Source organism: Ulvibacterium sp. (assembly GCF_965248315.1).
Classification (GTDB): Bacteria; Bacteroidota; Bacteroidia; order Flavobacteriales; family Flavobacteriaceae; genus Ulvibacterium.
Genome location: NZ_CBDFIX010000001.1, coordinates 54,829 through 80,180 on the forward strand (window position 1 = coordinate 54,829; position 25,352 = coordinate 80,180).

The 25,352-nt window shown below is 41.3% G+C and carries 21 protein-coding genes and 1 tRNA gene; 14 read left to right on the forward strand and 8 right to left on the reverse strand.

Features of this window, described 5'->3' with window-relative positions; all coding sequences use genetic code 11:
• Positions 1–25: 25 nt before the first annotated feature.
• On the reverse strand, positions 26–3,241 hold the full coding sequence (locus ACP2AF_RS00210) for a DUF1553 domain-containing protein (RefSeq protein WP_425234237.1): 3,216 nt from the start codon (positions 3,239–3,241) through the stop codon (positions 26–28).
• 208 nt (positions 3,242–3,449) lie between these two features.
• On the opposite strand from ACP2AF_RS00210, the gene ACP2AF_RS00215 reads away from it, so the two are divergent.
• Positions 3,450–3,524 (forward strand) — tRNA-Val (locus tag ACP2AF_RS00215).
• A 43-nt stretch (positions 3,525–3,567) separates the two neighbouring features.
• Here ACP2AF_RS00215 and ACP2AF_RS00220 read toward each other — a convergent pair.
• Positions 3,568–4,845 carry a UDP-N-acetylmuramoyl-tripeptide--D-alanyl-D-alanine ligase gene (locus ACP2AF_RS00220; protein ID WP_425234238.1) on the reverse strand — a complete coding sequence of 426 codons (1,278 nt, stop codon included), beginning with the start codon at positions 4,843–4,845 and terminating at the stop codon, positions 3,568–3,570.
• Positions 4,846–4,916: 71 nt separating this feature from the next.
• Positions 4,917–6,587, reverse strand: a complete 1,671-nt coding sequence (gene gldJ / locus ACP2AF_RS00225) for a gliding motility lipoprotein GldJ (RefSeq protein ID WP_425234479.1) — start codon at positions 6,585–6,587, stop codon at positions 4,917–4,919.
• Positions 6,588–7,009: 422 nt separating this feature from the next.
• Here gldJ and porV point away from each other — a divergent pair, with 422 nt between their 5' ends.
• From porV to ACP2AF_RS00255, 6 genes are all read left to right on the forward strand, one after another.
• On the forward strand, positions 7,010–8,158 hold the full coding sequence (gene porV / locus ACP2AF_RS00230) for a type IX secretion system outer membrane channel protein PorV (protein WP_425234239.1): 1,149 nt from the start codon (positions 7,010–7,012) through the stop codon (positions 8,156–8,158).
• A 93-nt stretch (positions 8,159–8,251) separates the two neighbouring features.
• Positions 8,252–8,734, forward strand: coding sequence for a cytidine deaminase (gene cdd, locus ACP2AF_RS00235; protein ID WP_425234240.1), 483 nt, complete (start codon positions 8,252–8,254; stop codon positions 8,732–8,734).
• A 191-nt stretch (positions 8,735–8,925) separates the two neighbouring features.
• Positions 8,926–9,924 (forward strand): pyruvate dehydrogenase (acetyl-transferring) E1 component subunit alpha, encoded by a 999-nt coding sequence (gene pdhA, locus ACP2AF_RS00240; protein ID WP_425234241.1) that lies wholly within the window; start codon positions 8,926–8,928, stop codon positions 9,922–9,924.
• A gap of 4 nt (positions 9,925–9,928) precedes the next feature.
• A complete protein-coding gene (locus ACP2AF_RS00245; protein WP_425234242.1) occupies positions 9,929–11,608 on the forward strand; it encodes a pyruvate dehydrogenase complex dihydrolipoamide acetyltransferase in 1,680 nt (559 codons plus the stop codon).
• Positions 11,609–11,704: 96 nt separating this feature from the next.
• Entirely contained in the window at positions 11,705–12,775 is a 1,071-nt protein-coding gene (locus ACP2AF_RS00250) for a M28 family metallopeptidase (protein WP_425234243.1), read from the forward strand.
• Positions 12,775–13,452 (forward strand): SDR family NAD(P)-dependent oxidoreductase, encoded by a 678-nt coding sequence (locus ACP2AF_RS00255; RefSeq protein ID WP_425234244.1) that lies wholly within the window; start codon positions 12,775–12,777, stop codon positions 13,450–13,452. Before ACP2AF_RS00250 ends, ACP2AF_RS00255 begins: the two co-directional genes overlap by 1 nt.
• A 10-nt stretch (positions 13,453–13,462) precedes the next feature.
• On the opposite strand, the gene ACP2AF_RS00260 is transcribed toward ACP2AF_RS00255, so the two are convergent.
• The gene (locus ACP2AF_RS00260; protein WP_425234245.1) at positions 13,463–15,193 is read right to left on the reverse strand and encodes a tetratricopeptide repeat protein; all 1,731 of its coding nucleotides are present in this window, start codon (positions 15,191–15,193) and stop codon (positions 13,463–13,465) included.
• Positions 15,194–15,356: 163 nt separating this feature from the next.
• Here ACP2AF_RS00260 and ACP2AF_RS00265 point away from each other — a divergent pair, with 163 nt between their 5' ends.
• Genes ACP2AF_RS00265 through ACP2AF_RS00275 form a run of 3 tightly spaced genes read left to right on the forward strand, consistent with a single transcriptional unit; the run spans position 15,357 to position 18,512 of the window.
• Positions 15,357–15,959 (forward strand): SprT-like domain-containing protein, encoded by a 603-nt coding sequence (locus ACP2AF_RS00265; protein ID WP_425234246.1) that lies wholly within the window; start codon positions 15,357–15,359, stop codon positions 15,957–15,959.
• A 4-nt stretch (positions 15,960–15,963) separates the two neighbouring features.
• Positions 15,964–17,043 carry a mannose-1-phosphate guanylyltransferase gene (locus ACP2AF_RS00270; protein ID WP_425234247.1) on the forward strand — a complete coding sequence of 360 codons (1,080 nt, stop codon included), beginning with the start codon at positions 15,964–15,966 and terminating at the stop codon, positions 17,041–17,043.
• Positions 17,044–17,045: 2 nt separating this feature from the next.
• Positions 17,046–18,512: a DUF389 domain-containing protein gene (locus ACP2AF_RS00275; RefSeq protein WP_425234248.1), complete on the forward strand. Its 1,467-nt coding sequence runs from the start codon at positions 17,046–17,048 to the stop codon at positions 18,510–18,512.
• A gap of 105 nt (positions 18,513–18,617) precedes the next feature.
• Here the strand turns inward: ACP2AF_RS00275 and ACP2AF_RS00280 are convergent, their stop codons facing one another.
• Together ACP2AF_RS00280 and ACP2AF_RS00285 are read right to left on the reverse strand one after the other, a co-directional pair.
• Positions 18,618–19,385 (reverse strand): ABC transporter ATP-binding protein, encoded by a 768-nt coding sequence (locus ACP2AF_RS00280; RefSeq protein ID WP_425234249.1) that lies wholly within the window; start codon positions 19,383–19,385, stop codon positions 18,618–18,620.
• Positions 19,385–20,122, reverse strand: a complete 738-nt coding sequence (locus tag ACP2AF_RS00285; protein ID WP_425234250.1) for an MlaE family ABC transporter permease — start codon at positions 20,120–20,122, stop codon at positions 19,385–19,387. Before ACP2AF_RS00285 ends, ACP2AF_RS00280 begins: the two co-directional genes overlap by 1 nt.
• A gap of 112 nt (positions 20,123–20,234) precedes the next feature.
• Here ACP2AF_RS00285 and pafA point away from each other — a divergent pair, with 112 nt between their 5' ends.
• Both pafA and murI read left to right on the forward strand, forming a co-directional pair.
• Positions 20,235–21,917: an alkaline phosphatase PafA gene (gene pafA / locus ACP2AF_RS00290; protein ID WP_425234251.1), complete on the forward strand. Its 1,683-nt coding sequence runs from the start codon at positions 20,235–20,237 to the stop codon at positions 21,915–21,917.
• An 11-nt stretch (positions 21,918–21,928) separates the two neighbouring features.
• On the forward strand, positions 21,929–22,717 hold the full coding sequence (gene murI / locus ACP2AF_RS00295) for a glutamate racemase (protein ID WP_425234252.1): 789 nt from the start codon (positions 21,929–21,931) through the stop codon (positions 22,715–22,717).
• A gap of 113 nt (positions 22,718–22,830) precedes the next feature.
• Here the strand turns inward: murI and ACP2AF_RS00300 are convergent, their stop codons facing one another.
• Both ACP2AF_RS00300 and ACP2AF_RS00305 read right to left on the reverse strand, forming a co-directional pair.
• On the reverse strand, positions 22,831–23,331 hold the full coding sequence (locus ACP2AF_RS00300; RefSeq protein WP_425234253.1) for a dihydrofolate reductase: 501 nt from the start codon (positions 23,329–23,331) through the stop codon (positions 22,831–22,833).
• Positions 23,328–23,717, reverse strand: a complete 390-nt coding sequence (locus ACP2AF_RS00305) for a 2TM domain-containing protein (protein ID WP_425234254.1) — start codon at positions 23,715–23,717, stop codon at positions 23,328–23,330. The genes ACP2AF_RS00300 and ACP2AF_RS00305 overlap by 4 nt, the downstream gene beginning before the upstream one ends.
• A 62-nt stretch (positions 23,718–23,779) precedes the next feature.
• Here ACP2AF_RS00305 and ACP2AF_RS00310 point away from each other — a divergent pair, with 62 nt between their 5' ends.
• Both ACP2AF_RS00310 and ACP2AF_RS00315 read left to right on the forward strand, forming a co-directional pair.
• Positions 23,780–24,868 (forward strand): aminotransferase class V-fold PLP-dependent enzyme, encoded by a 1,089-nt coding sequence (locus tag ACP2AF_RS00310; protein WP_425234255.1) that lies wholly within the window; start codon positions 23,780–23,782, stop codon positions 24,866–24,868.
• Positions 24,869–25,017: 149 nt separating this feature from the next.
• The gene (locus ACP2AF_RS00315) at positions 25,018–25,314 is read left to right on the forward strand and encodes an isoamylase early set domain-containing protein (protein ID WP_120713523.1); all 297 of its coding nucleotides are present in this window, start codon (positions 25,018–25,020) and stop codon (positions 25,312–25,314) included.
• The last annotated feature ends 38 nt before the right edge of the window (positions 25,315–25,352 follow it).

The following is a 25,352-nucleotide window of genomic DNA, read 5'->3' on the forward strand; positions in this document are numbered from 1 at the left end:
AAAATCAACATTTAAACTTGGTATTTTATCGCTTCATATAGGCCTCGTCATGATTAAGAATGGTATTGGCTACCATGGTCAAAGCTGCCGTCTTATTTTTATCCAATGAATCGTCCAATTTTTTTCTTCCCACGGATAAAAGCTCAAGGGCCTCTTTCGGATGGGCTTTATATTTTTTGGATTGGGCCTCAAATAATTCCTTTAAAATTGCGGTCTCTCGCTTTTTTGGAGGGCGACTTACGGCCAACCGAAATCCATAGGCAATTTGATCCTCCAAGGAAACCCCACCTTCCTTTTGCATTCGCGCTGCCAATACTTTTGAAGCTTCTACAAATTGTGTATCGTTCATCAAAACCAAAGCTTGCAAAGGAGTATTCGTGTTTTCACGTTTCACCGTGCAGACTTCCCTGGATGGGGCATCAAAAGCGGTCATTGCAGGATGTGGTGCAGTCCTTCTAATAAAGGTATACAAGCCTCTACGATAAAGACTGTCCCCATCGGACTCCTTGTAGTTCAATAAAATATGCGAAAAACTGTTCTTTTCGATCCAAAGACCTTTTGGTTGATAAGGCTTAACACTTTTGCCACCCACTTGTTGGACCAAAAGTCCACTGGCGGCCAAAGCATTGTCCCTGATCATTTCTGCGGGTAGTCGGTAACTATTTGTCCGAGCCAGATAAATATTATTTGGGTCTTTTTCCCGCATTTCAGGCGAAACCTCTGAGGATTGTCTATACGTATGGGACATGACCATGGTTTTGAGTAACGCTTTCACGTCCCAATTGTTTTCTACGAAAGTGGTCGCTAACCAATCCAATAATTGGGGATGCGAGGGCAAGGCTCCCTGAACCCCAAAATCCTCCGGAGTACTCACCAGTCCTTTCCCAAATAACATTTGCCAATATCGATTTACCGTTACCCTGGCCGTTAGCGGATTGTCCTCGGAAAAAATCCATTGGGCCAATCCCAATCGATTTTTTGGATAATCCTTGGAAAATTCGGGCAAAACTTCCGGAGTGGTAGCTACCACCGGATAAATAGGTTGTGTATAATCGCCACGGTTATACACAAAAGCTGGCCTTTCTTTGGGCATTTCCTCCATTACCATTACCTCCATTACAGGTATCATATGTGAAAGCCATTGCCCTCTAAGCGTTTTGAGCTGTTTTTCAATTTTCTCGACTTGGGGCGTCTGATCAATCCAATATGCAGCTGCCCATTCCTTATCCGGCGTTCCGGAAGTGCCATCCTCCATGGCCAATTGGGCTATTTCCGGAGGCGTGAGTTGCCTGGAGTATACATAAACATCATCCAATCTACCTTTAAAGATTCCGTTTTCCCCCGTAAAAGACCGATAGCTCTTGGCCACCCGTACCGGTCTATTGAAAACAACATGAGTAGCGGATTGCACAGTTTTGATGGATTTGTATAATCGATTATAGGGTGCCGTGGTCTCTACTTTTTTTCCATCCATGAACAACTGCAATCCTTTTGCCTTGCCAGAACCGTCATAGGTGAAAACCACATGTCGCCATTCATTTTTCAAAATTGAATCTTTGGACCTAACATGAATATAGTTGTGTGGAAGAGAATGTATTAATCTGACGTTAAGGTGATTAAGGCTATCCAGATAAAAATCCCAACCGCGCCAAAAACTGTTCTTTTCACCGGAAGTGCCCAATAGAGTCTGGGTTTTCCCTGTTTCCCTTTTGGTAGTGTTGAGCCAAAGACCCATCGAGAATTCATCGGTCCACTCAAAATTGGGAATGTTATTTAAATGTACTTCGTCATATTCGCCTGTAAATTCAAACGCTTTTCCTTTTTTGCCTTTTGTGATTTTGGGTGCTTCTCGGGAGGTCACCTTAGGATTTCCATCAACGATATATCCTTTTTTGTTTCCCCCGTTCTTTGTCAATTTTTCGAAGGGAAAATATCCGAGAATTCCTTTTTGTTTGAAATTCTTGGGTAATTTTTTCATGTAGGTATCCAAATCCGCCAACTCCTTTTTAGTCAGCTTTAACTCGTCTTCTTTTTCCCTTATGGATTTTTCAAGGGAAGCCAATTTTTTTTCCGTCTCGGCATCAGGTAGTGAGAGCATAGGTCCATAGTTACCATCATCACCGGTCATTCCCAATTCCTTTACATTATTGAAAAAGGCGGTCATTTGAAAATAATCCTTTTGAGAAATGGGATCGAATTTATGGTCATGGCAACGGGCACAGGCCACAGTGAGTCCCAAGAGTGCTGTGCCTACGGTTTCTGTACGATCCCAGACATAGTTGAGACGAAATTCCTCTTCAATAGCCCCGCCTTCGGCGGTCATCGGATGATTACGGTTAAAAGCGGTTGCCAATTTTTGTTCCCTGGTTGCATTAGGGAATAGGTCACCGGCCAATTGCCAGGTAACAAACTGGTCATAGGGCATATTTTCCTTGAAGGCATTGATGACCCAATCGCGCCAAGGCCACATCAACCGCCAACCATCGGCATGTAGTCCATGGGAATCGGCATAACGGGAAATATCCATCCAATCCAGGGCAAGACGTTCGGCATTGGCATCGGAGGCGAGCAATCGATCGACTATTTTTTCATAGGCATTTGGATCAGTATCTTTAAGGAAAGCATCGATTTCTTCAATTGTAGGAGGTAATCCAGTAAGGTCCATAGTAACCCTGCGTAGCAAACGTTCCTTTTCGGTTTCTGGGGATGGATCAAAACCTTCAAGCTGTAATTTTTGCTGCACAAATGCGTCAATGGCATTATGGGCGGGCCAAGAAACACCATTGGTATTGGGTAAATTGGGCTTTTCGGGTTTGGCGAATGCCCAGTGCGGTTTCCACTCCGCACCTTGTTCTATCCATTTGATAATCATTGCCTTTTCACTGGCCGAAAGGGACAAATGGGATTCCGGAGGTGGCATTGTAATTTCTGGGTCATTACTCAATATCCTTTCAATACTTTCGCTTTTCCCCGGTTTTCCGGAAACAAATGCGTAGTTGCCACTATTGAGTTTATGGAACGCCTCCTCTTCCAAATCCAACCTGAGATCGGCCTTTCTAGAAGCCTCATCCGGACCATGGCAGGCGTAACAGCGATCGGATAAAATTGGTCTAACGTGAAAGTTAAAATCAATAGTCTCGGGGAGCTTGGCGTATGCTTCTTCCACGTCTTCTGGAACGTCAATGGAACAAGACGTTAGAATCAATATAAAACACAGGGGGAAAATTCTAAAAATCAACATAACACCTCTCATATCAACCACTAAAAATACATTATTTTAATTGAATTCTTGCGTATTTACCATGAGTTGATCATATCTTTTGTCATTTTGAGCAAATATTGTGCTGTATGTATAGAAATGTGATTTATACTAAGATTTAGTACAGAATATGCACTGTTTTTAGGTTTTGCGTATTCGAAATATGTTTTACCTTTGGCGGGCGTTAAAAGGGTCATTAGCTCAGTTGGTTTAGAGCGCTGCCTTGACAGGGCAGAGGTCATTGGTTCGAATCCAATATGACCCACATAGTGGTAGTTCTGCATACTTGGAGAGTAGCTATCTTTTTATTAAATGAAATCCAACAAACGTTCTAATGCCATTCCTCTTGACCCTTTAATGAGAAGCGTACTATTTTTGGGCAATGGATTGCTTTTTAGGAACCCGGTTATTTCATCGACCGAATTGAATTTCTGAAAGGGGGTTTGGGTAGTTCGAAAATGCTCCCCAATAAAATAGGCATGTTCTAAGTCCATTTCCAAAACGATATCTACAATTTTTTGATGTTCCTCATCAGCTGCTTCTCCCAATTCGAACATATCTCCTAAAAGGACAATTTTTGGACTCTTGTTCGTCGCTTCAAAACTTTCAAGGGCCGCCTTCATGCTCGTGGGATTGGCATTGTAGGCATCCAAAATAATGGTCGATCCTTGTTTTTCTATAATCTGGGAGCGATTATTTTGTGGGATGTAGGCTTCAATAGCCACCTTTATGGCCGGAAGGCCTACATTAAAGTATTTGCCCATACAAATGGCAATGGCACAATTGGTAAAGTTGTAGCTTCCTATCAACCGTGAATTGATTACCATATCCTCTACCTTCAATTGTACAAAGGGGTCGGCACCTAAGAATTCAATTTTATAATATGCTTGCTTCTCCGTACTAAAGCCATATTTTTGGATATAACCTCCCAGTTTTTCCAGTTGAATAGGATCGTCGGCATTCAGGAAAATCGATTTATGGTTCGCCAGCAAGTAATCGTATAATTCACTTTTTCCTTTTATGACACCTTCCACACCACCAAAACCTTCTAGGTGCGCCTTTCCAAAATTTGTGATATACCCAAAATCCGGTTGGGCTATCCCGCTCAAAAAAGCAATTTCTTTTTGATGGTTGGCACCCATCTCCACAATGGCAATTTCAGTGTCTTCTTGTATGGAAAGTAAAGTCAATGGCACTCCAATATGGTTATTAAGGTTGCCTTGCGTAGCTATGGTCCTATATTTTTTGGAAAGCACGGCATGTATCAATTCCTTGGTCGTGGTCTTGCCGTTGCTCCCTGTTAAACCTATAACCTTGGCCGAACAGTAGTTTCGATGATATGTGGCCAGGTCTTGCAACGTTTTCAAGACCTCATCTACCAAAATATATCTATTGGATACTGCGTATTCCTTTTCATCGACTACAACGAATGCAGCTCCTTTTTCAAGGGCCTCTTCCGCATATGTATTACCATTGAAATTATCTCCTTTTAAGGCGAAGAAGATACAATCTTCACTTATTTTTCGCGTATCTGTTGATACACTGGGAAAATCAAGAAAGTGTTGGTGTAGGTCTTTTATTTGCATAAATCGAAGATAAAAAAAGTCCCGGCACAATTGCCGGGACTTTTATATGAATTTTATGCTTCTATGCTGTTTTACTTCACTTTTTTGCCTCTTGGGGTCTTGTTCTTTGTTTTGGACTTTGATCCAACTCTGGACATCGCACATCTAAAACCGATGTAATCCGTGGCCATATATTGTGGCAAATACCTTCGCTGGGCTGGATCTAACCAATAGGCCCGATCTCTCCAGGAACCCCCTTTGTATACACGAACCTCGTCATTGATCAATGTAGTTCTGTTATTGGACGTATCATACTGGCGGATAAGATTTCCACTAGAATCCCTTTCTACTTTGTGCTTGGGAGAGTTGTACATTTTTTTGCCATCTTCTTCCTGCTCTTCATCACTAAATCGATCAAAGAATCGGGAAGAACCTGGGTCTCCATCTCGGTACCCTCTGTTATCACTCTTCGAGAAATTGGTTCTTAGATAGGTTTCTTTTTCATCAACAGGAACCATGGCAATCTCTCCAGGTAGGTTTACGGCTACTATTTTACCGTTAGGCAACGTATCATAAACAATGGAATCTCTTAATATGTTTACTTTTCCATCCTCACCAATAGCTGTTTTCATGTAGATGTTCCCCCTGTAATAGTTAAAGTCGCTCACTTCGTCATCCACAATAGGTCTATATACATCGGATACCCATTCGGCTACATTACCGGCCATGTCATATAGACCAAGGTCATTGGGCTTGTAAGACTTCACTTCTGCAGTGATGTCGGCACCATCATCGGACCATCCGGCAATTCCGCCGTAATCGCCCTTACCTTGTTTGAAATTGGCCAATTGATCGCCACGACCAACTCGTTGTCCATTTCGCGTATAGTCACCTTCCCAAGGATATTTTTTTCTTCCTCGGTAGTTGTTATATTCCCTGGAACCTTGGTTCGCCTGGGCGGCATATTCCCATTCTGTTTCTGTTGGCAAACGATATTCGGGCATGATTACACCGCTACTTCTTTTAGCGTAGTTTGCAACACTATCTTTTTTCTTATTGCCCTGTAACGAATCAATTTGTCCATTGTAAACGGATTCTGGCCTGTTGAGGTAAGCTTCGGTGCTAAAAGTACCTTCCACTTCGCCGGTTACAGCTTGATATTTTGCATCCTTTGCCAAATAGCCTTCCCTTTCCAGCATGATTTCATTAACACGGTCTGTTCGCCACTCTGCAAATTGCGTGGCCTGTATCCAATTTACACCTACAACAGGGTATTCCGCATAAGCGGGGTGTCGCAAATAGTTGTTCGTCATCGTCTCATTGAATCCCAACCTATTTCTCCATACCAAGGTATCTGGAAGTGCTCCGGTATAAATATTGGAATATTTTGGATTCTCCGGAGGATAGACACTCTTTAAATAATCCAGATATTCCAAGTACATAACATTGGTTACTTCGGTCTCATCCATATAAAAGGATTGAACATGCTGGGAAGTAGGTGTATTGTTCCAATCATGCATTACATCATCCTGAACTTTTCCTTTGGTAAAAGTACCTCCTTCAACAAAAACAAGACCTGGAGCGGTTTCTTGCTCCTTAAAATCCGTATTGTATTGGAAACCGCCTTCCTTGGCGTTTATCTTCCAGCCTGTAGCTCTTGATACATTTTTGGAGGAGGACGAGGATTTTTTACAACTAGTAGCCGTAAAGCCTCCTGCGATTACCGCAAAGGAAAGTACAATTTTTAAAAACTGTTTTTTCATCATAATTAGGACTTGAGTTCAATTTGTTAAATCGCCGTAAAGCAATATCAACAGGTCTTTTGATTTATTAAAATGGTTGCTTTTTGGCTAATAAAACGAGGTTTTGCACATAATATTTTATCACTAAAAAAATATTTTCGAAAGTGTGACCCACGAGCCGCAAGCATTTTCTAAAACCATAACGAAGTAATGTTTGTTATAGTATGGACTTTGTTATTCTTTTTCGTGATACGGGATATTCTGATAGGTTTGATGGAAACCATTGATGCCCTTTGGGAAAACTGAGGGGATAGTATAAATCAAACCTAAAATTCTTTCCTTTCCATACAAGATATTTTTAAAAACCCCGTTTAAATGTGAATACGATGTGAAAGTTTATTTAGGTCAGGGGCAAATTATTAATAAAATCAGATTGTTAAGAGATGAAAAAATTAGCCTTACTAGTAATGTTTGCAATTGTTTGTAAAACGTGGGCCCAGCAAGACCAAAGGGTTATTACCACTGCGGTTCCTTTTTTGACCATTGCTGCAGATGCTCGGTCAGCAGGTATGGGGGATATTGGGGTGGCCACTTCTACGGACGCTTTTTCCCAGCAATGGAACCCTGCAAAATTTGCCTTTGCAGAACGTAAAATGGGTATTGGTTTAAGTTATACTCCTTACTTGGAAAGTATAATAACCGACATATCCCTTTTGAACGCTAGTTTTTATAACAAAATAAGTGACCAAAGTGCCTTTGCCCTTAGTTTGCGCTATTTCACTCTTGGCGAGATAGAACTAAGGCAGTTTGCCAATGACCCTGGAACTTTGGCCAAACCCAATGAACTGGCTTTGGATGGATCATATTCCTTAAAACTGAGCCCTACGTTTTCCATGGCAGTGGGCGGTAGATTTATACGTTCCAATCTAAGACTGCCCCAACAAGGAGACGTGGACTCGCAAGCGGCTAGCTCATTTGCAGTTGATATTGCGGGGTTTTATCGATCAAGGGAAATTGCATATGATAAGTTTGATGGACGTTGGAGAGCTGGTTTCAATATTTCCAATTTGGGAGGCAAGATACAATACGATGAGGGTGGACAGGAAAACTTTTTGCCTACCAATCTAAAGTTTGGTTTTGGATTTGACTTCATCCTAGATCAGGATAATGTAATAGGGCTTACTTCAGAATTCAACAAACTTTTGGTTCCTACACCTCGGGATTTTGATGGCGATGGCGATGTAGATTCGGACGATAACGACGAGTACCAGAATATCGGGTTTTTTAATGGCGTTTTTGAATCGTTTGGTGATGCTCCGGACGGTTTTAGCGAGGAACTTAAAGAGTTTACGTGGGCCTTGGGTGCCGAATACGTATATCAGAATGCGTTTATGGTACGAACGGGATACTTTAACGAAAGCGAGGAGAAAGGTTCTAGAAAGTTCTTTACATTGGGTGCGGGATTCCGGTTTAAAGCTGCCCAGATAGATTTGTCTTATCTATTCTCCACTTCCCAAGTACGAAATCCATTGGAAAACACCTTGCGGTTTTCACTTACCTTCAACTTAGGCGAGGAGTACCTTAACGATTAAAAATTAGTTTTCATTACATAAAAGTAATATGACAAAACCTGCCTTTGTGCGGGTTTTGTTAATTTTATTGGAAGTCCATATCAACCCTTACCTATGAAAAAGCAAAAAGTGTGTTTTGAATTGCAGGTGTTCAACTCCCTTAATGAACTTTCCCCAGAGCGTAAAGAATTGATAAAAAAGGCGGTAGAGGCTCGGAAAAATGCCTACGCACCTTATTCCAATTTTCAGGTCGGTGCAGCGGTTCTATTGGAGAATGGAAAAGTGGTGATTGGCAATAATCAAGAAAATGCCTCTTTTCCTTCCGGCCTATGTGCAGAAAGGGTTGCGGTATTTCAAGCTGGGGCCAAATACCCCGGGGAGACCATCAGGTCCATAGCCATATCGGCAGCCTCAAAAAGACACACCGTGGATAAACCTGTGGCTCCATGTGGAAATTGTAGACAATCCATATCGGAATATGAAGTACGACAGAAGAGCCCAATTGAACTTTTTTTAATGGGTGAAGTAGGACAAATTATAAGGTGCGCCTCTATCGCTGATATTCTTCCCCTGGCTTTCGATACTTCCTTTTTATAAGAATTCATTTTTTCCGATAAATTGAAGTCTGGGTCATGGAAATTTCTAGGTATCCAATAGCAATTGCCTTTTACTTCAATTTTTTTTATCCATTCATTTATATGTGTATTTTTGTTTTTCTTTCAATACTCCAATTATTTTCTAAAAAATTGGGATTTGATTGATTGGAATTTCAATAAAAAAATCAGTTGATGGAAAAAATAACTAAGGAAACCTATCTGAAATGGTATGAGGACATGCTTTTTTGGAGGAAATTTGAGGATAAACTTGCAGCTGTTTATATCCAACAAAAGGTCAGGGGGTTTCTTCATTTGTACAATGGGCAAGAGGCGGTATTGGCTGGAGCTTTACACGCTATGGATCTTACCAAGGATAAGATGATTACGGCCTATCGAAACCATGTGCAGCCTATTGGCATGGGCGTTGACCCTAAAAAAGTCATGGCCGAACTCTATGGAAAAGTTACCGGTACGTCAAAAGGAATGGGGGGGTCAATGCATATTTTCTCCAAAGAGCATCGGTTTTATGGCGGTCATGGAATTGTGGGAGGACAAATACCTCTAGGAGCGGGATTGGCCTTTGCTGATAAGTATTTTAAACGAGATGCCGTAACCTTGTGCTACATGGGCGATGGCGCAGTAAGGCAGGGCTCTTTGCACGAAAGTTTTAATTTGGCCATGCTATGGCAACTTCCGGTGGTCTTCGTTTGCGAGAACAACGGTTATGCCATGGGTACTTCGGTGGCACGCACATCCCATAGTACGGAAATATGGAAGCTTGGATTGGGTTATGAGATGCCCTGTGGTCCCGTTGATGGAATGGACCCCGTTACGGTGGCTAAGGAAATGAACAAGGCCATCGAAAGGGCCAGAAGTGGAGGTGGGCCTACCTTTTTGGAAATGAAGACCTATAGGTATAGAGGACATTCCATGTCCGATGCACAACACTATCGAACCAAAGATGAGGTTGAGGAATATAAAAAGATAGATCCCATTACCCAAGTTCTGGATGTTATCAAGGAAAAAAACTATGCTTCGGAAGATCAGATCAAGGAGATTGATAAGCGGGTAAAGGACAAGGTTAAGGAATGTGAAAAATTTGCAGAGGAATCGGAATACCCGCCTGTAAATCAATTATATGATATGGTCTACGAACAGGAAGACTATCCATTTGTACAACATAAACTATAGTTAAATGGCAGAAGTAATAAATATGCCCCGTTTGAGCGATACCATGGAAGAAGGTACCGTGGCCAAATGGTTAAAAAAGGTTGGTGACAAAGTAGAGGAAGGTGACATACTTGCCGAGATAGAGACGGACAAGGCTACTATGGAATTCGAGTCGTTTCACGAGGGGACATTATTGCATATAGGTATCCAAGAAGGAGATGGAGCTCCCGTGGATACCCTTTTGGCCATTATTGGTGATGATGGTGAGGACATTTCAGGACTTTTGAACGGCGCTTCCCCCGCCGCTGTGGAGGAAAGCTCCTCTTCTGGCGAGGCTTCCAAGGGTGCCGCAACGGATGAAATTTCAGAAGATGATGGACAAGCCAGCTCTACTACGGAGGTTTCTGCGGAAATACCGGAGGGGGTCGAAATTATTAAAATGCCCCGTTTGAGTGATACCATGGAGGAAGGTACTGTTGCTACTTGGTTGAAAAAAGTAGGTGACACCGTGGAAGAAGGCGATATTTTGGCCGAAATTGAAACGGACAAGGCCACTATGGAATTTGAATCGTTTTACTCCGGTACGCTGTTGCATATTGGGATTGAAGAAGGAGGTTCCGCCCCTGTTGATGAGGTATTGGCCGTTATTGGTCCTGAAGGGACTAATGTAGATGCAGTTTTAAATGCCAAGCCTTCCATTGCAGTTGCAAACGATGAGTCAAAGTCGGATAAAAAAGAAGAAACGGTTTCGGAATCAAAGGTAGAGACCACCACAGAAACAAAAACCGTTGCTGATGGTCAGCGTATTTTTGTGTCACCTTTGGCCAAAAAAATGGCTCAGGAAAAAGGAATAAACCTAAACGATGTAAATGGAAGTGGAGATCATGGGCGAATAGTTAAGCGGGACATTGAAAATTACAAACCTTCAGAAGCTCCAAAGCCTGCCACCCAACCAACAACAAGTACGTCCGAAGAAGTTCCGGTGAAACAGGCCATAACACCTATTAATCTTCCAGTAGGGGAGGAAAGTAGCGAAGAAGTCAAAAACTCACAGATGCGTAAGGTTATTGCCAAGCGCTTAGGGGAGTCCAAATTTTCGGCGCCCCATTACTATTTGACTATTGAGGTGGATATGGACAATGCGATAGCCTCAAGAAAACAAATCAATGATTTACCGGATACTAAGGTCTCTTTCAATGATATGGTGGTCAAGGCCTGCGCCATGGCACTGAAAAAGCACCCACAGGTCAATACAACATGGGGAGGGGATACTATAATCTACAAACATCATGTGCATATTGGCGTAGCCGTTGCGGTGGATGAAGGCTTGGTTGTCCCTGTGCTCAAATTTACCGATCAAATGAGCCTCACCCAAATTGGGGCATCAGTTAAGGATTTGGCGGGCAGGGCCAGAAACAAAAAATTGACTCCGGCAGAAATGGAAGGAAGTACTTTTACAGTTTCCAATTTGGGAATGTTTGGAATTGTGGAATTTACCTCCATTATCAATCAACCCAATTCGGCGATTCTTTCCGTTGGTGCCATAGTTCAAAAACCGGTGGTCAAAAATGGGGAAATAGTAGTAGGGAACACGATGAAGGTCACTTTGGCCTGTGATCATAGGACGGTAGATGGTGCTACGGGGGCACAATATTTGTTAACCCTACGTTCCTATTTGGAGAATCCGGTCACGATGTTGGCATAATTTGAAAACCTTCTTTTTGAAGGAGATTTTTTAAAATAATTAAAGCACCCCTTTTTTGCGGGTGCTTTTTTATCTTTAGGAACAAAATTAGTTGTTATGAAATATTTCTTCCGAATACTTATCTTGTCGATTTTAATGGGTTGTGGTGCTACAAAACTCAAACAGATCGATGCCGATAACATTCCAAAAACATCAGAAGTTTCAAATGAAAGTGTAGCCGTTTCACCAACTGACATCAAATCTACTTCCGCAACGGAATCGACTAAAAGAACAAATTCCAAATCATCCACCTCAAAACTTCAATTTTCGGATGATACCCGGGTAAAGGGGATATTAAATTTTTTAGCCTCGGATGAACTGGAAGGACGGGATTCGGGAAGCGAGGGAATAGAAAAGGCAGCACAATTTATTGAAGGCATATTTACCCAAAACAAAATTGCTCCTTATTTTGATTCGTATAGGGATACCTTGTCCAATTTCAGTAAACCATCATATAATATAGTGGGCTGGTTAGAAGGGAACGATACCGCGCTGAAAAATGAATTTATCCTTATCGGAGCACATTATGATCACATAGGAAGAATTGAACCGGAGGGTGGTGATTCTATAGCCAATGGTGCGAACGACAATGCTTCTGGGACCACTACGGTTTTGGAATTGGCCCGTTATTTTGGAAATGCCAGAACCAATAAACGAAGTATTATGTTTGTGCTTTTCAGTGCCGAGGAAAAGGGACTTTTGGGGTCAAAACATCTGGCCGAAAAGCTGAAGGCACAAAACTTAAATCTCTATCTGGTCCTTAATTATGAAATGGTTGGTGTTCCCTTGTTGGATAAGGAATATCTGACCTATGCCAGCGGGTATGAAAAATCCAATCTTGCCCAAGTATGCAATGCCTATGCGGGACAGGAATTGGTCGGGTTTTTGCCTACTGCCCAAAAATTCGGTTTGTTCCAACGGTCCGACAACTATCCTTTTTATGAAGCGTTCAATGTACCCGCACATACCTTTTGTACTTTTGATTTTACCAATTTTGATCAGTATCATAAAGTTGGGGACGAGGCTGATCTTATGGATTTTGAACACATGGCCTATTTGGTAAATCAGTTTATACCGGTTGTGGAGGGAGTGGCCAATACACCTTTGAAGGAAATAAAATACAACTAATGGCAAATGTTATCATTACCGGATGTAGTCGGGGTATTGGTTTTGAACTGGCCCGATTATTTGCAGATGAAGGGCATCAGGTTTTGGCTCTTTCCCGAAATGCAAAGCCTATCCTTGATTTGGCTCATCCCAATATTTCTGCATTCCCTTTTGATCTTTGCCAGGAGAGCGACTTGAAAAAATTAAATAATTTTTTAAAAGAATGGGATACTGTTGATCTTCTCGTCAACAACGCCGGGATGCTGTTGAACAAACCATTTTTGGAGACCACGGTTCAGGAATTTAGGGAGGTATACAAGGTGAATGTCTTTGGAGTAGCGGAAATTGTGAAAATCGTTCTCCCCATGATGCCTAAAAATGGGCATGTGATAAACATCAGTTCCATGGGTGGCGTACAGGGTAGTGTAAAATTTCCTGGATTGTCTGCCTATAGTTCCAGTAAAGGAGCATTGATTACCTTGACCGAACTTTGGGCAGAGGAATATAAGGAAACGGGCCCCTCCTTTAATGTTTTAGCATTGGGTGCTGTACAAACGGAAATGTTGGAAGAAGCTTTTCCAGGGTATCAAGCCCCGACTACTGCTCTTGAAATGGCTACCTATATTAAAGAATTTGCCTTGATGGGGCATAAGCTCTATAATGGGAAATTGCTGCAGGTGAGCAATAGTACCCCATAAGTTTTTTACTTTATAAAATGGAGTTCTCAATTTCCAAATCGGCATGTTTCCAGGCATTTTCAAATTCTTCTTTTATTTTGCCTGCCTCATCCATTTCGCCTTGGGCCTTTAGACTTTGATATAGCCCCATCAATGACCACCCATTTTGCCTGAGTTCCTTCAGGTCTTCTTTGTAGATTTTCTCGGCCTCTTTATACTTTTCTGCCTTAATCAAAGCGGCCCCCAAGGTCTGACGCGATGGAATATGCCACGGGGAAGGTTCACTATATATCAGCTGGTCTTCCAGTACTACAGCCTTTTCAAGCTGTTCAATGGCCTTTGAAACGTTTCCCTCGTACAAGGCAACTTCACCGGCTACTACTGCATGGGCTACCTTGGCAATACTTGAAGTTGGGTTGGTGTAATTCGCGATTACATTCTCAAGTTCAGGGTCTTCCTTCATAATCGCAATGGCCTGTAACTCCTCTTTGGCCTCTTTTAAGTTGTTCTTTCTCAGAAAAGCTATTCCACGGGCGTAATGCCATATCAATTTTAGATGTTTGTAATCGTCCCCTTGATTGGGAATGGTTAATACCTCATTCCATTTCCCAAATCGGGTATAGGCCAAAAGTGGGGTCGATGCAAAATCCTGTAGGAAAGGTAAGGTCCGTAATTCGGAAATAGGAACCTTCTCTGCAGTTTTTTGGGCGGCTTCGATGGCCATTTTGCTGTTCCCAAGTAAACTGGCAGCGGACCATAAAAAATGTAGGTTGTGTGGATAATATCCCAAAGGATACATCCCTTGTGAATAACATTGGGAGATATAATCCTCATCTGCAAGTATAGCTTTTTGGTTTGATTTTACCGCATCGAGATACCGACCAACACGAATGTAAATATGTGAGGGCATATGTACGAGGTGCCCTGCCGCCGGCATGAGTCCACCCAATTTGTCCGCACTAGGAATTGCCAGATCAGGTTTGGGCAGCTCTACCATATGGATATAATAATGATGTGCTCCAGGATGATCAGCATTAATGTTGATGGCCTTTTCCAAAGCGGCTTTTCCCCTTAGGGTATTTGGGGCGGGATTTCCATCGACATCCCAATAGTTCCAGGGCATGGTGTTCATAATGGAGGCTGCATATAAGGTTTGGATATCGGCATCTTGGGGAAACCTCTCGGCTACCTTGGCCATGGCGTTCATATAGTCCTTGTTCAATCCGACGATATCTTCCATTAAATCGGCACTGTAACGGGAGGCCAAAGCTGAAATGAGTTCCTGTTCTTTTGAGCTTACCCTGCTGGCTAATTTTTGTGCATGGAGCAACGCCTCAAAGGCCTTCGTTTTTCGCTCATCATCAGGCAGGGCATCATTGATATTAGGGCCAAGTGCATAAGCCTGTCCCCAAAAGGCCATGGCCGCGTTGGGATCCAAACGTGCAGCTTCCATGAAGGAACGATGGGCCTCGGCATGGTTAAAGGCATAGGTTAGGCGCAGCCCCTGATCAAAAAATTCCTGTGCCTGGGCTACAGAGGTGGAAATGTCAAAACTGTGATTTCCCAAATTTTCAAAAAGTGGGGCAATCTGTTGGGTAGTGTCTACGGCACTCAACATAAATTTGGCAACGGTACACTTTATAAAGTTCATCGAAGCCATTTGTGGAACCGGTTCGTTTTCCTGCTTTGTTTCTGAAAAAATGAAAGTGGCAATTGCTAAAACGCCCATTGCACCCAAAAACATGATCTGTCTTTTTTTCATGGTAATGGTAGTATATTTAAATTGCTGTAATAAATTGGATGTATAATCCTTTCCGGGGAGAACTGCTTTAAAAGCTCTGTATCTCAGGCTTTTAAAGATAGGAAAAATTTGTTGAATTTTTGTTTTGAAGAGATGTCAATAGAAAATTCCTATTTTTGTCCCAATGGATAAAACCCTTAAAAAATATCTGCCGGAACGGGCCGTAACCCCTTGTCTGCAGCTTATCCAGAAAACTGGGGTTCACCTCAAGATTACAAACCATAGGGTTACCCGGCATGGTGATTATAGGAGACTGCCCAATGGATTGCACCAAATCACCATAAATGCTACCTTAAACCCTTACCGCTTCTTGATTACCTTGATTCATGAGATTGCCCATTTGGTAGCTTTTGAAAAGTATGGCAGACGAATAAAACCTCATGGGCTGGAGTGGAAGCGAACTTTCCAATATTTGATGTTGCCCTTTATTCGTCCTGAGATTTTCCCTTCCAAGTTATTGCCCATATTGGCCAAACATTTTAAGAATCCCAAGGCAAGTAGCGATACGGATGCCCATTTATCTTTGGCACTAAAACAATTCGATATTGGACATGCAGATAAAACCTACATTTTTCAATTACCTTTAGGGAGCATTTTTCGCATCTATAACGGCAAATTGTTTAAAAAAGGGAATAAACGTGTAAAACGTTATGAATGTGTGGAAATAGATACTGGCAAATTATATTTATTTCAACCTAATGCCGAGGTAGAATTGATTACAGATTGATACTATGAATACAAACTATTATGCCGTCTTAATGGCGGGAGGAGTGGGGTCTCGGTTTTGGCCGATTAGCACATCTTCCTATCCCAAACAATTCCATGATATGTTGGGTACAGGGGATACCCTTATCCAAAAAACCTTTAAACGTCTCAACACATTTGTGCCAACGGAGAATATACTTGTTCTCACCAATGAACGGTATAATAATCTGGTGTTGGAGCAACTGCCCATGGTAAAACAGGAACAAGTGGTATTGGAACCGGCCATGCGCAATACCGCCCCTTGCATATTATATGCCGCCTTAAAGATTCAAAAGATGAATCCCAATGCTGTTATGATAGTAGCTCCCAGTGACCATTGGATAGAGGATGATGAAGCCTTTGCCGAGGATGTCATTGCATGTTTTGATAAGTGCGAAAAAGAAGCCGTGCTCTGTACATTGGGAATTATACCTACTTTTCCAAATACGGGATTTGGTTATATAGAGTATGAAAAAGAGGCCGAGGGGAAATTAAAAAAAGTCCATCAATTCCGTGAAAAACCGGATTATGAAACCGCTAAGGAATTTCTGGCCCAAGGGAATTTTCTGTGGAACGCGGGAATTTTTATTTGGAGTGTGAATACCATAATCAATGCTTTTCAGGAGCACCAACCTTCGCAGTATGAACTGTTTTTTGAGGGAATGCATTGTTATAATACTGCTGATGAAAAAAGTTTTATTGCCAATAATTACATAAAAGCCGAAAATATCTCCATTGATTATGCTATTTTAGAGCGTTCCAATGCAATTTATGTACTACCGGCCTCCTTTGATTGGAACGACTTGGGTACTTGGGGTTCGCTATTCGACAAGCTAGATAAGGATGACAATAACAATGCGCTTGTGAATTGTCAAGTGGTATGCGAAGATGCCTCGGGGAATATGATCCGCTCTCCAAAAGGAAAGATTGTTGTGGTAGACGGATTAAAGGATTATATTGTTGTAGATAAAAAAGAAGTACTGTTGATTTATCCCAAATCCAAAGAACAAGATATCAAAAAAGTGTTATCTAAGGTAAAGGATACTTTCGGGGATAAATATGCATAAGAATGAATAATAATCTCAACCAAGAAAATAGCAACTCCGCGGAAAAACCGCATGACAGTGGTGAGGATGTAAGAAAGGATTTTCAAGGATTATTGGGCAGTACCAAAAAATTCCTTTTTGAATTGTTGGATATCCGTAGCAATACGGATCAAGGTGCTACCAAGGAAGCTATTATTGCCGACATTCCTTTTAAAGGACACACCTCATGGATTTTGATCTGTTCTATTTTTATTGCTTCCGTAGGCCTTAATGCCAATTCTACGGCAGTAGTTATCGGAGCCATGTTAATTTCCCCTTTAATGGGACCTATTTTAGGGATTGGTATGTCCGTTGCCATTAATGATATAGATACATTAAGGCGTTCGCTCAAGAATTTTGCCGTTATGGTGGTCCTAAGTGTACTCACGGCATATTTGTTTTTTAGATTTTTTCCACTTCGAGACGAATCATCGGAACTTTTGGCTAGGACCGCTCCTGATATTAGGGACGTATTGATCGCTTTTTTTGGTGGTCTTGCATTGGTTATCGCCCGTGCAAAGAAAGGGACCATTGCTTCTGTAATTTTTGGGGTAGCCATAGCCACGGCCCTTATGCCTCCTTTATGTACCGTTGGTTTTGGCTTGGCCATTGGCAACTGGCAATACGCCTGGGGTGCTATGTATCTTTTTATAATTAATACGATTTTTATTGCATTGGCCACTTTTCTAGTATTGAAACTACTACGTTTTCCAATGGTTCGGTATGTAAATTCCAAAAGGCGTAGATTGGTTTCCCGAGTTGCCTCCATCATCGCCATTTTGGTTATGGTACCGGCAGGATTCACATTTTACGATGTCTTTCAAGAGTCATTATTTCGAAATCAAGCCAATCAATTTATCAGTGAAAAAATAGCGCCTTACCAATTTTCAGGCGAAGGTCGTTTTTTGGAGGATTTCTCCGATATAGAATTCAATCATGGAGAAAACCCTTCCATTGAGTTGGTATTTATGGGCAACGAGACCGTGCCGGACAATATAATAGCTACCTGGAATTCCCAAAAGAACGAATTTTCAAAATTGCAAAACTGTGAACTACGAATTATTCAAGGTTCCAAAAATGATGACTTCGATCAGTTAAAATATGTAAACGAACTGTACGAATCCCAAAAAGAGGCTTTATTGGGTAAGGACGAGAAAATACAATTATTGGAATCGGAAGTAAATCGTTTAAAACAGTCCGCAACCCAACAAATACCCTTTCGCGAAATTAGTACGGAAGCAAAGACCAACTATGAAAACCTTTCCGCAATGGGATTTTCGTACTTGATAACAACGGACTTCAACAAAACGGATACGATTCCTGTTTTTGAGGTGAAATGGAAACAAGGTATTTCTTCCAATCAAAAGACAAAGGATACCAAAAAACTTACGGATTGGTTGAAGTTGCGTTTGAAAAATAAAAACATTCGTTTGAAGGAGACACAAGATTGATTTCAACAGGACAGCGGTGCTTCTAGGATACCGTCATCGAGATAAACCAAGAATTTTAGGATTTTCAGGAAGTTGAATTCACTTTTTTGCGAAAACTAGTGTGGGCTAGTTTCGTTCCTCAATATACATTTGCCGTACCTTTTTAAAAAGCTCTGAGGAGTACACAAAATTGGTAACGGCCTCATTATCCGTCTTAAAAATTTCCTTGTTGGTGCCTTCCCATTCTTTGAAACCATTTTTCAGGAAAATGATTTTCTCCCCGATTTCCATAACGGAATTCATATCATGTGAGTTTATTACCGTGGTGATATTGTATTCTTGGGTGATTTCTTGGATAAGATTATCTATTAATATGGCTGTTTTTGGATCAAGCCCGGAATTAGGCTCATCACAGAACAGATATTTAGGATTCATGACAATGGCCCGGGCAATGGCCACTCTTTTTTGCATTCCACCGGAAATTTCGGAAGGATATTTATGATGGGCATCAATTAGATTTACCCGCTTCAACACAAAATCCACACGATCTTGCATTTCGGAAACGGACTGTTTCGTAAACATTTCCAAAGGGAACCGTACATTACCTTCCACGGTCATGGAATCAAAGAGGGCGCTTCCCTGGAATACCATGCCCATTTCCTGTCTAAGATTTCGCTGTTCACTACCCGATAATTCGGAATATATCTTGCCATCATAACTTATGGTACCTTTCTCCGGGGCAAAGAGCCCCAATAGGCACTTTATGAAAACAGTCTTTCCGGAGCCACTTTGGCCTATAATAAGGTTGGTCTTTCCCTTGTCAAAACAAGTAGTTATACCCTTAAGGACATTGGCATCGCCAAAAGATTTGTGTATGTTGTCCACTTCGATCATTAGCCCAGTAGGAGTTGAGTTAGGATGTAATTTAGTATGATGATTACCACACTCGTCCAAACGAAGGAGGTTGTGGCCGCTTTACCTACTTCCAAGGCACCGCCTTTCATGTAAAATCCGTGAAAGGAAGGTATAGTAGCCAATATAAATGCGAAAACTAGGGTTTTAATAAAGGAGTAGGTAACATGGAAGGAATTAAAATCCAACTGTAGGCCTTCGACAAAATCCGCACTAGTGCTAAACCCCCCAAATACTCCGGCTACCCAACCGCCCAAAATTCCGACATACATAGATATGGCTATAATAAAAGGGTAAAATAACATAGCAATAATCTTCGGGAATACCAGATAATTTAGTGCATTGACACCCATGACTTCAAGTGCATCAATTTGCTCGGTTACTCGCATGGTGCCGATACTAGAGGTAATATAGGAACCCACCTTTCCGGCCATGATTATCGAACAAAAAGTGGGGGCAAATTCCAATATAATGGATTGCCGAGTAGCAAAACCTACTAGGTATTTGGGAATAATTTCACTGGTAATGTTCAAGGCCGTCTGTATGGCCACCACCCCACCTATAAAAAACGAGATAAAAATGAGAATACCCAGAGATCCATAGATAAGTTCGTCTATTTCCTTTAAGATCAACGACTTCATTATGCTCCACTTTGTTGGTTTCTTAAAAACCTCCTTTACCATAATCGCATAACTGCCGATCGATGCTATATAATTCATGGATTAAAAATAGACTTCCTACGGTAAAAATAACAATAAAGGAATTCATTTAACCTGCATTTAAAGTTTTAAAATGTATTTTACATACTTTTGTTTTCTGAAAAATATGGGTATGCTTCTGAAAAAAAACCTTCTAATTTTATGTATTCTTTGGGTTGTTTTTATATCCGCTTCGGCTCTTGGTCAAAGAAAATCCAAAGTGCCTCCCAAGCAGAAGCAACAGGTAGAGCTGCGAACCGCACCAAGGCTTGTTGTAGGCATAGTGGTAGATCAAATGCGTTATGATTACCTTACCCGATTTTGGAACCATTTTGAGGAAGGTGGTTTTAAGCGGATGATAGAAGAAGGGTTCAATTGTAAGAACAATCATTTTAATTATGCACCAACTAGTACCGGGCCGGGTCATACATCGGTTTATACGGGAACTACCCCAGCAACACATGGTATTATTGGGAATGAATGGTACGATAAGGAATCTGGAACAAATGTGTATTGTGCCGGTGACGCAAATTATATCTCCGTTGGCACAACGTCAGATGCCGGACAAATGTCTCCTCACCGGATGAATGTCAGTACAATAACGGATGAATTGCGCTTACATACCCAAATGCGGGGAAAGACCATTGCCATTGCCTTAAAGGATAGGGGAGCCGTCCTCCCCGGCGGCCATACGGCAAATGCCGCGTATTGGTTTTACGGTGGCGATGAGGGCAAATGGATCAGTAGCTCTTATTATATGGCACAACTTCCAAAATGGGTGAATGATTTCAATGCATCCGGTAAGGCTCAAAGCTATAAAAAACCATGGACTGCTTTAAAGGATATGAATCTTTACATGGAAAGTGGTCTGGATAATACGAACCATGAAGGCTTATTTGAGGATGAAACCGCTCCCATTTTTCCTCATAGTACACCGAACCTATTGGATAAGAACAAAGACTTTGAGATTATAAAATCCACTCCCTACGGGAATAGCATTACGGCCGATTTTGCCATAGAGGCATTGGAACAAGAAAATCTGGGGGGGGATATCATCACGGATTTTTTGGCAGTCAGTTTTTCCAGTACAGATTATGTCGGACATAAATATGGAGTGAATTCCAAGGAGGTACAGGATACCTATTTAAGATTGGACCAGGATTTGATTCGAATTTTTAAGGCTTTGGACGAGAATGTTGGAAAAGGGGAATATACTGTTTTTTTAACAGCTGATCATGGCGCTATAGACGTGCCTTCCTATTTAATAGATCAAAAAATTCCGGCGGGTTATTTGGGATGGGACAATTTAAAAGCCGATTTTGAGCGATTTTTGGAGTTTACCTACGGAACAAGTGACATAGTCAAAAACTTTTCCAACAACCAGTTTTTTTTAGACCATAAGATTATTGCAAATTTGGATTTGGATCTCAAAGAAGTTCAAGAGACCATTGCCCAGGAATTATTGGGTTATGGACCTGTTGATCGTGTATACACAGCTTATCAAATGTGGCAGAACGAGTATTCCCGAGGAATTCCCTATATACTGCAAAATGGGTATCATCAGAAGCGATCGGGAGATATCCTTATTGTATTGAAACCAGGTCACATTGGTTCTCCGAGAAAAGGCTCTACACATGGCTCTCCCCAGATTTATGATACCCATGTACCACTATTGTTTTACGGTAAAGGGATTAAAAATGGAAGCACCGTAAAACGGACCGAAATTTCTGATATAGCCCCCACTTTGGCCGTTATGCTTGGAATTGCCTTTCCCAATGGGAGTACGGGAAAGCCCATTGCAAAGGTCTTGGAGTAATCAGTCGTAAAATGAAGGATAATCCAATAGGTATTTTTGATTCCGGAGTGGGGGGGACTTCCATTTGGAAGGAAATTCAAAAACTGCTTCCTAATGAAGATACCTTGTATCTCGCCGATAGTAAAAATGCACCCTATGGCGAAAAACCCAGCAAGGAAATCGTCCTGTTGAGCCGAAAGAATACGGAATTCTTGTTGCAAAAAGGGTGTAAATTAATTGTTGTGGCGTGCAATACGGCAACTACAAATGCTATTACCCATTTAAGGGGTCACTATGATGTTCCGTTCATAGGTATTGAACCCGCCATAAAGCCGGCCGCCTTGAACTCAAAATCCAAAACGGTGGGTGTTTTGGCTACAAAGGGGACATTGGCCAGCAGTCTTTTCCATAGTACTTCGGAGAACCATGCCTATGGCATTCAGGTATTGGAACAAGAGGGTACGGGATTAGTGGAACTCATAGAAAAAGGGGAGCTCCAGACGCCAAAAGCCAGAAGTTTGCTTAAGAAATACCTTGACCCCATGTTGGATAAGGGAATCGATTATTTGGTGCTCGGTTGTAGCCACTACCCTTATCTGATTCCCCTATTAAGGGAATTGCTCCCAGAGCAGGTTAGGATAATCGATTCCGGGGAGGCGGTGGCCCGACAAACCAAAGCGATTTTATTGGAACGTGATTTGCTGAACCCTCACAGCAGCCAGGTAAAACATCAATTTTACAGTAATATCGATAACACTGTCCTTAGGAACTTGCTCCATAATACGGATGCTGAAATCGAGGTTTCCTATATGGATTTTTAGAATGACTTGGGCTCTTTTGTTAATAGTGGATTAAAAAAACACTTGTTCTACGGAACTGTAAGCAATATGCTCGATAAATCTGGGGTCATTTTGCGATTTGGGAAAACTATAAACTACTGATTCCTAACATAAGTCAAATACGTAAAATCAAACTTGTGTTTGGCGTCTTTGGGATGGTATTCCTCAGCGGTCAATTTCCAGATGCTTTCATCTATTTCTGGGAAAAAAGTGTCCGCATCATTAAATGCAGCGTGGATTAGCGTTAATTCCAATTTGTTGGCGAACTCTTCACCTTGTTTATATACTTCACCTCCACCAATAATAAAGGAAAGCCGGTCTTTTTTAACCAAATCAATGGCCTCTTCCATGCTGTGAACCGTAGTACAATCTTTGTGAGCTACCTCATAATTTTTATCCCTGGTAACAATAATATGCAATCGGTTGGGCAAAGGTTTGGGGAAACTCTCAAAAGTCTTTCGACCCATAATTATACTATGTCCCGAGGTAAGATTTTTAAAACGTTTAAAGTCATCCGGAAGATGCCACAATAGGTCATTGTCCTTCCCCAAAGACCTGTCCTCACCCATAGCGGCTATCATTGCGATGGTATTCACGGTTCTTTTTTTTTATTGATTTTGGCAAGTGGAAAATCCGTCTCTATTTCCTTTTGTAATTCGGCAATCCGTTCCTTCTGTTTAACGACCAATTTTTCACGTTGTCTTCGCTCCCAATCCCGTCCCATAAATCTTTGGGTCACAAAAACATTGAAGAGATGCAGGACAAACAAAAATGCCCAAAAGGTGATAGCCCATACAAACCAGTCGTATTCCTCCCAATATTTTAGGATTTTATTGATCAAGACCAAAAAAACACTGCCGATCAAAAAAACCACAAAATGCGTATACAAGCGTTTCTTTTGTTTTATCCGGTTCTGTGCCGTTTCCAAAAGTTCGTGTTGTTCCGGATTCAAATGTGTATCATTTTTATTCTTGGAAAACATGCGAATGGCTATCTTTAACCACAAAGATACAGTAATTGTGGTGTATCCGAAGTGTTTAGGTTATGGAGAATATACGCAAAGAATTCCCTTTATTGGACACCTGTGTTTATTTAAATACAGCCTCCTCAGGACTATTGTCCCAAAGTCTGGTATATTGGCGACAGGCACATGACCGTGCTTTTTTTCAGAGGGGAAGTGAAATGAAAACCAGGGCTATGCTCAGCCTTATCCCAGAAACACGCCAAACGGTCGCACGCTTTTTTAATTGTAAGACAAACAATGTGGCGCTGACACCAAATTTCTCATTGGGTATGAACCTCTTATTGGATGGATTGGACAAAAAGCATGGGGTGCTGCTGTTAGAGGAAGACTACCCATCCGTAAACTGGCCCTTTGAACAAAGGGGATTTACCGTAGATTATGTAAAGATAAATCAGTATTTGGAAGAGGAAATCTATAAAAAGGTAAAGTCCGGAAAGGTTTCCATACTGGCTTTAAGTGTAGTACAATGGTTAAATGGAATTCAAATTGATTTGGATTTTTTGAAAAACCTAAAAAAGGAATTCCCCAATCTCTATATAATTGCCGATGGCACACAATTCTTGGGCACAACAGATTTTGATTTTGAGGCGTCCGCAATCGATATCCTCGGTGCAAGCACATATAAATGGCTATTATCCGGATATGGAAACGGTTTTTTCCTGTTCAAGGATAAGGCGAAGGAATTATTTTCATTGAGATCTGCAGGGTTTAATTCCGTAAATGGCGATATGTCCAAAAAAGAAAATATTGAATTTGTAAAACATCTGGAACCGGGCCACTTGGATACCTTCAATTTTGGGAGTTTAAAGTTTTCCCTGGAATTCATGAAAAGAGTTGGGATGAATACTATTGAAGACCGGAATCGACAACTTCGAAAAAAGGCAATGCAGAAACTTAATAACCTAGGCTTGTTAAAGGCATTTATGCCTCAGAGGAAAAGCCATGGAAACATCCTTAACATTCCAGGGGACGAAAAATGCTTTCAAGAATTGGCGAATAACAATATCATTTGCTCCCAAAGAGGGGGTGGAATACGGTTGAGTTTTCACTTCTACAACAACGAAAACGATATAGACGCAGTCATAAATGTCTTAAAAACAAGGGTATAGGATTTGTTCTTCTAAAAATTATTATCTCTTTTTTGTAGAACTCGATTAAATGTTATTAAAATATTACGAAAATGATAAAAATGATTTTAATCATTGTAAATGAGCATTTTATTGCATTAGTTTTGCGCCAAATTTAAAAACAGAATATCATGGCAATTGCAAAACAATACCTAAAGACCAAGCCGATTTGTAAAGTGACCTTTACCGTACCGGCAGAAGATGCTAAAAAAGTAGCCGTTGTTGGAGATTTCAACAACTGGAATCCTAAGGGAAGTACATTAAAAAAATTAAAGAACGGTACCTTTAAAGGTACTTTTGATTTGCCAAAGGAAAATGCTTATGAATTTAAGTACTTGGTAGATGGCAACTACGTAAACGAAACAGAGGCTGATCGTTTCCAATGGAACGATTTTGCCGGATCGGAGAATCCTGTTTTGGAGGTCTAGTAAAAAACTGATTTATGAAAGGCAGGAAAACGTTATGT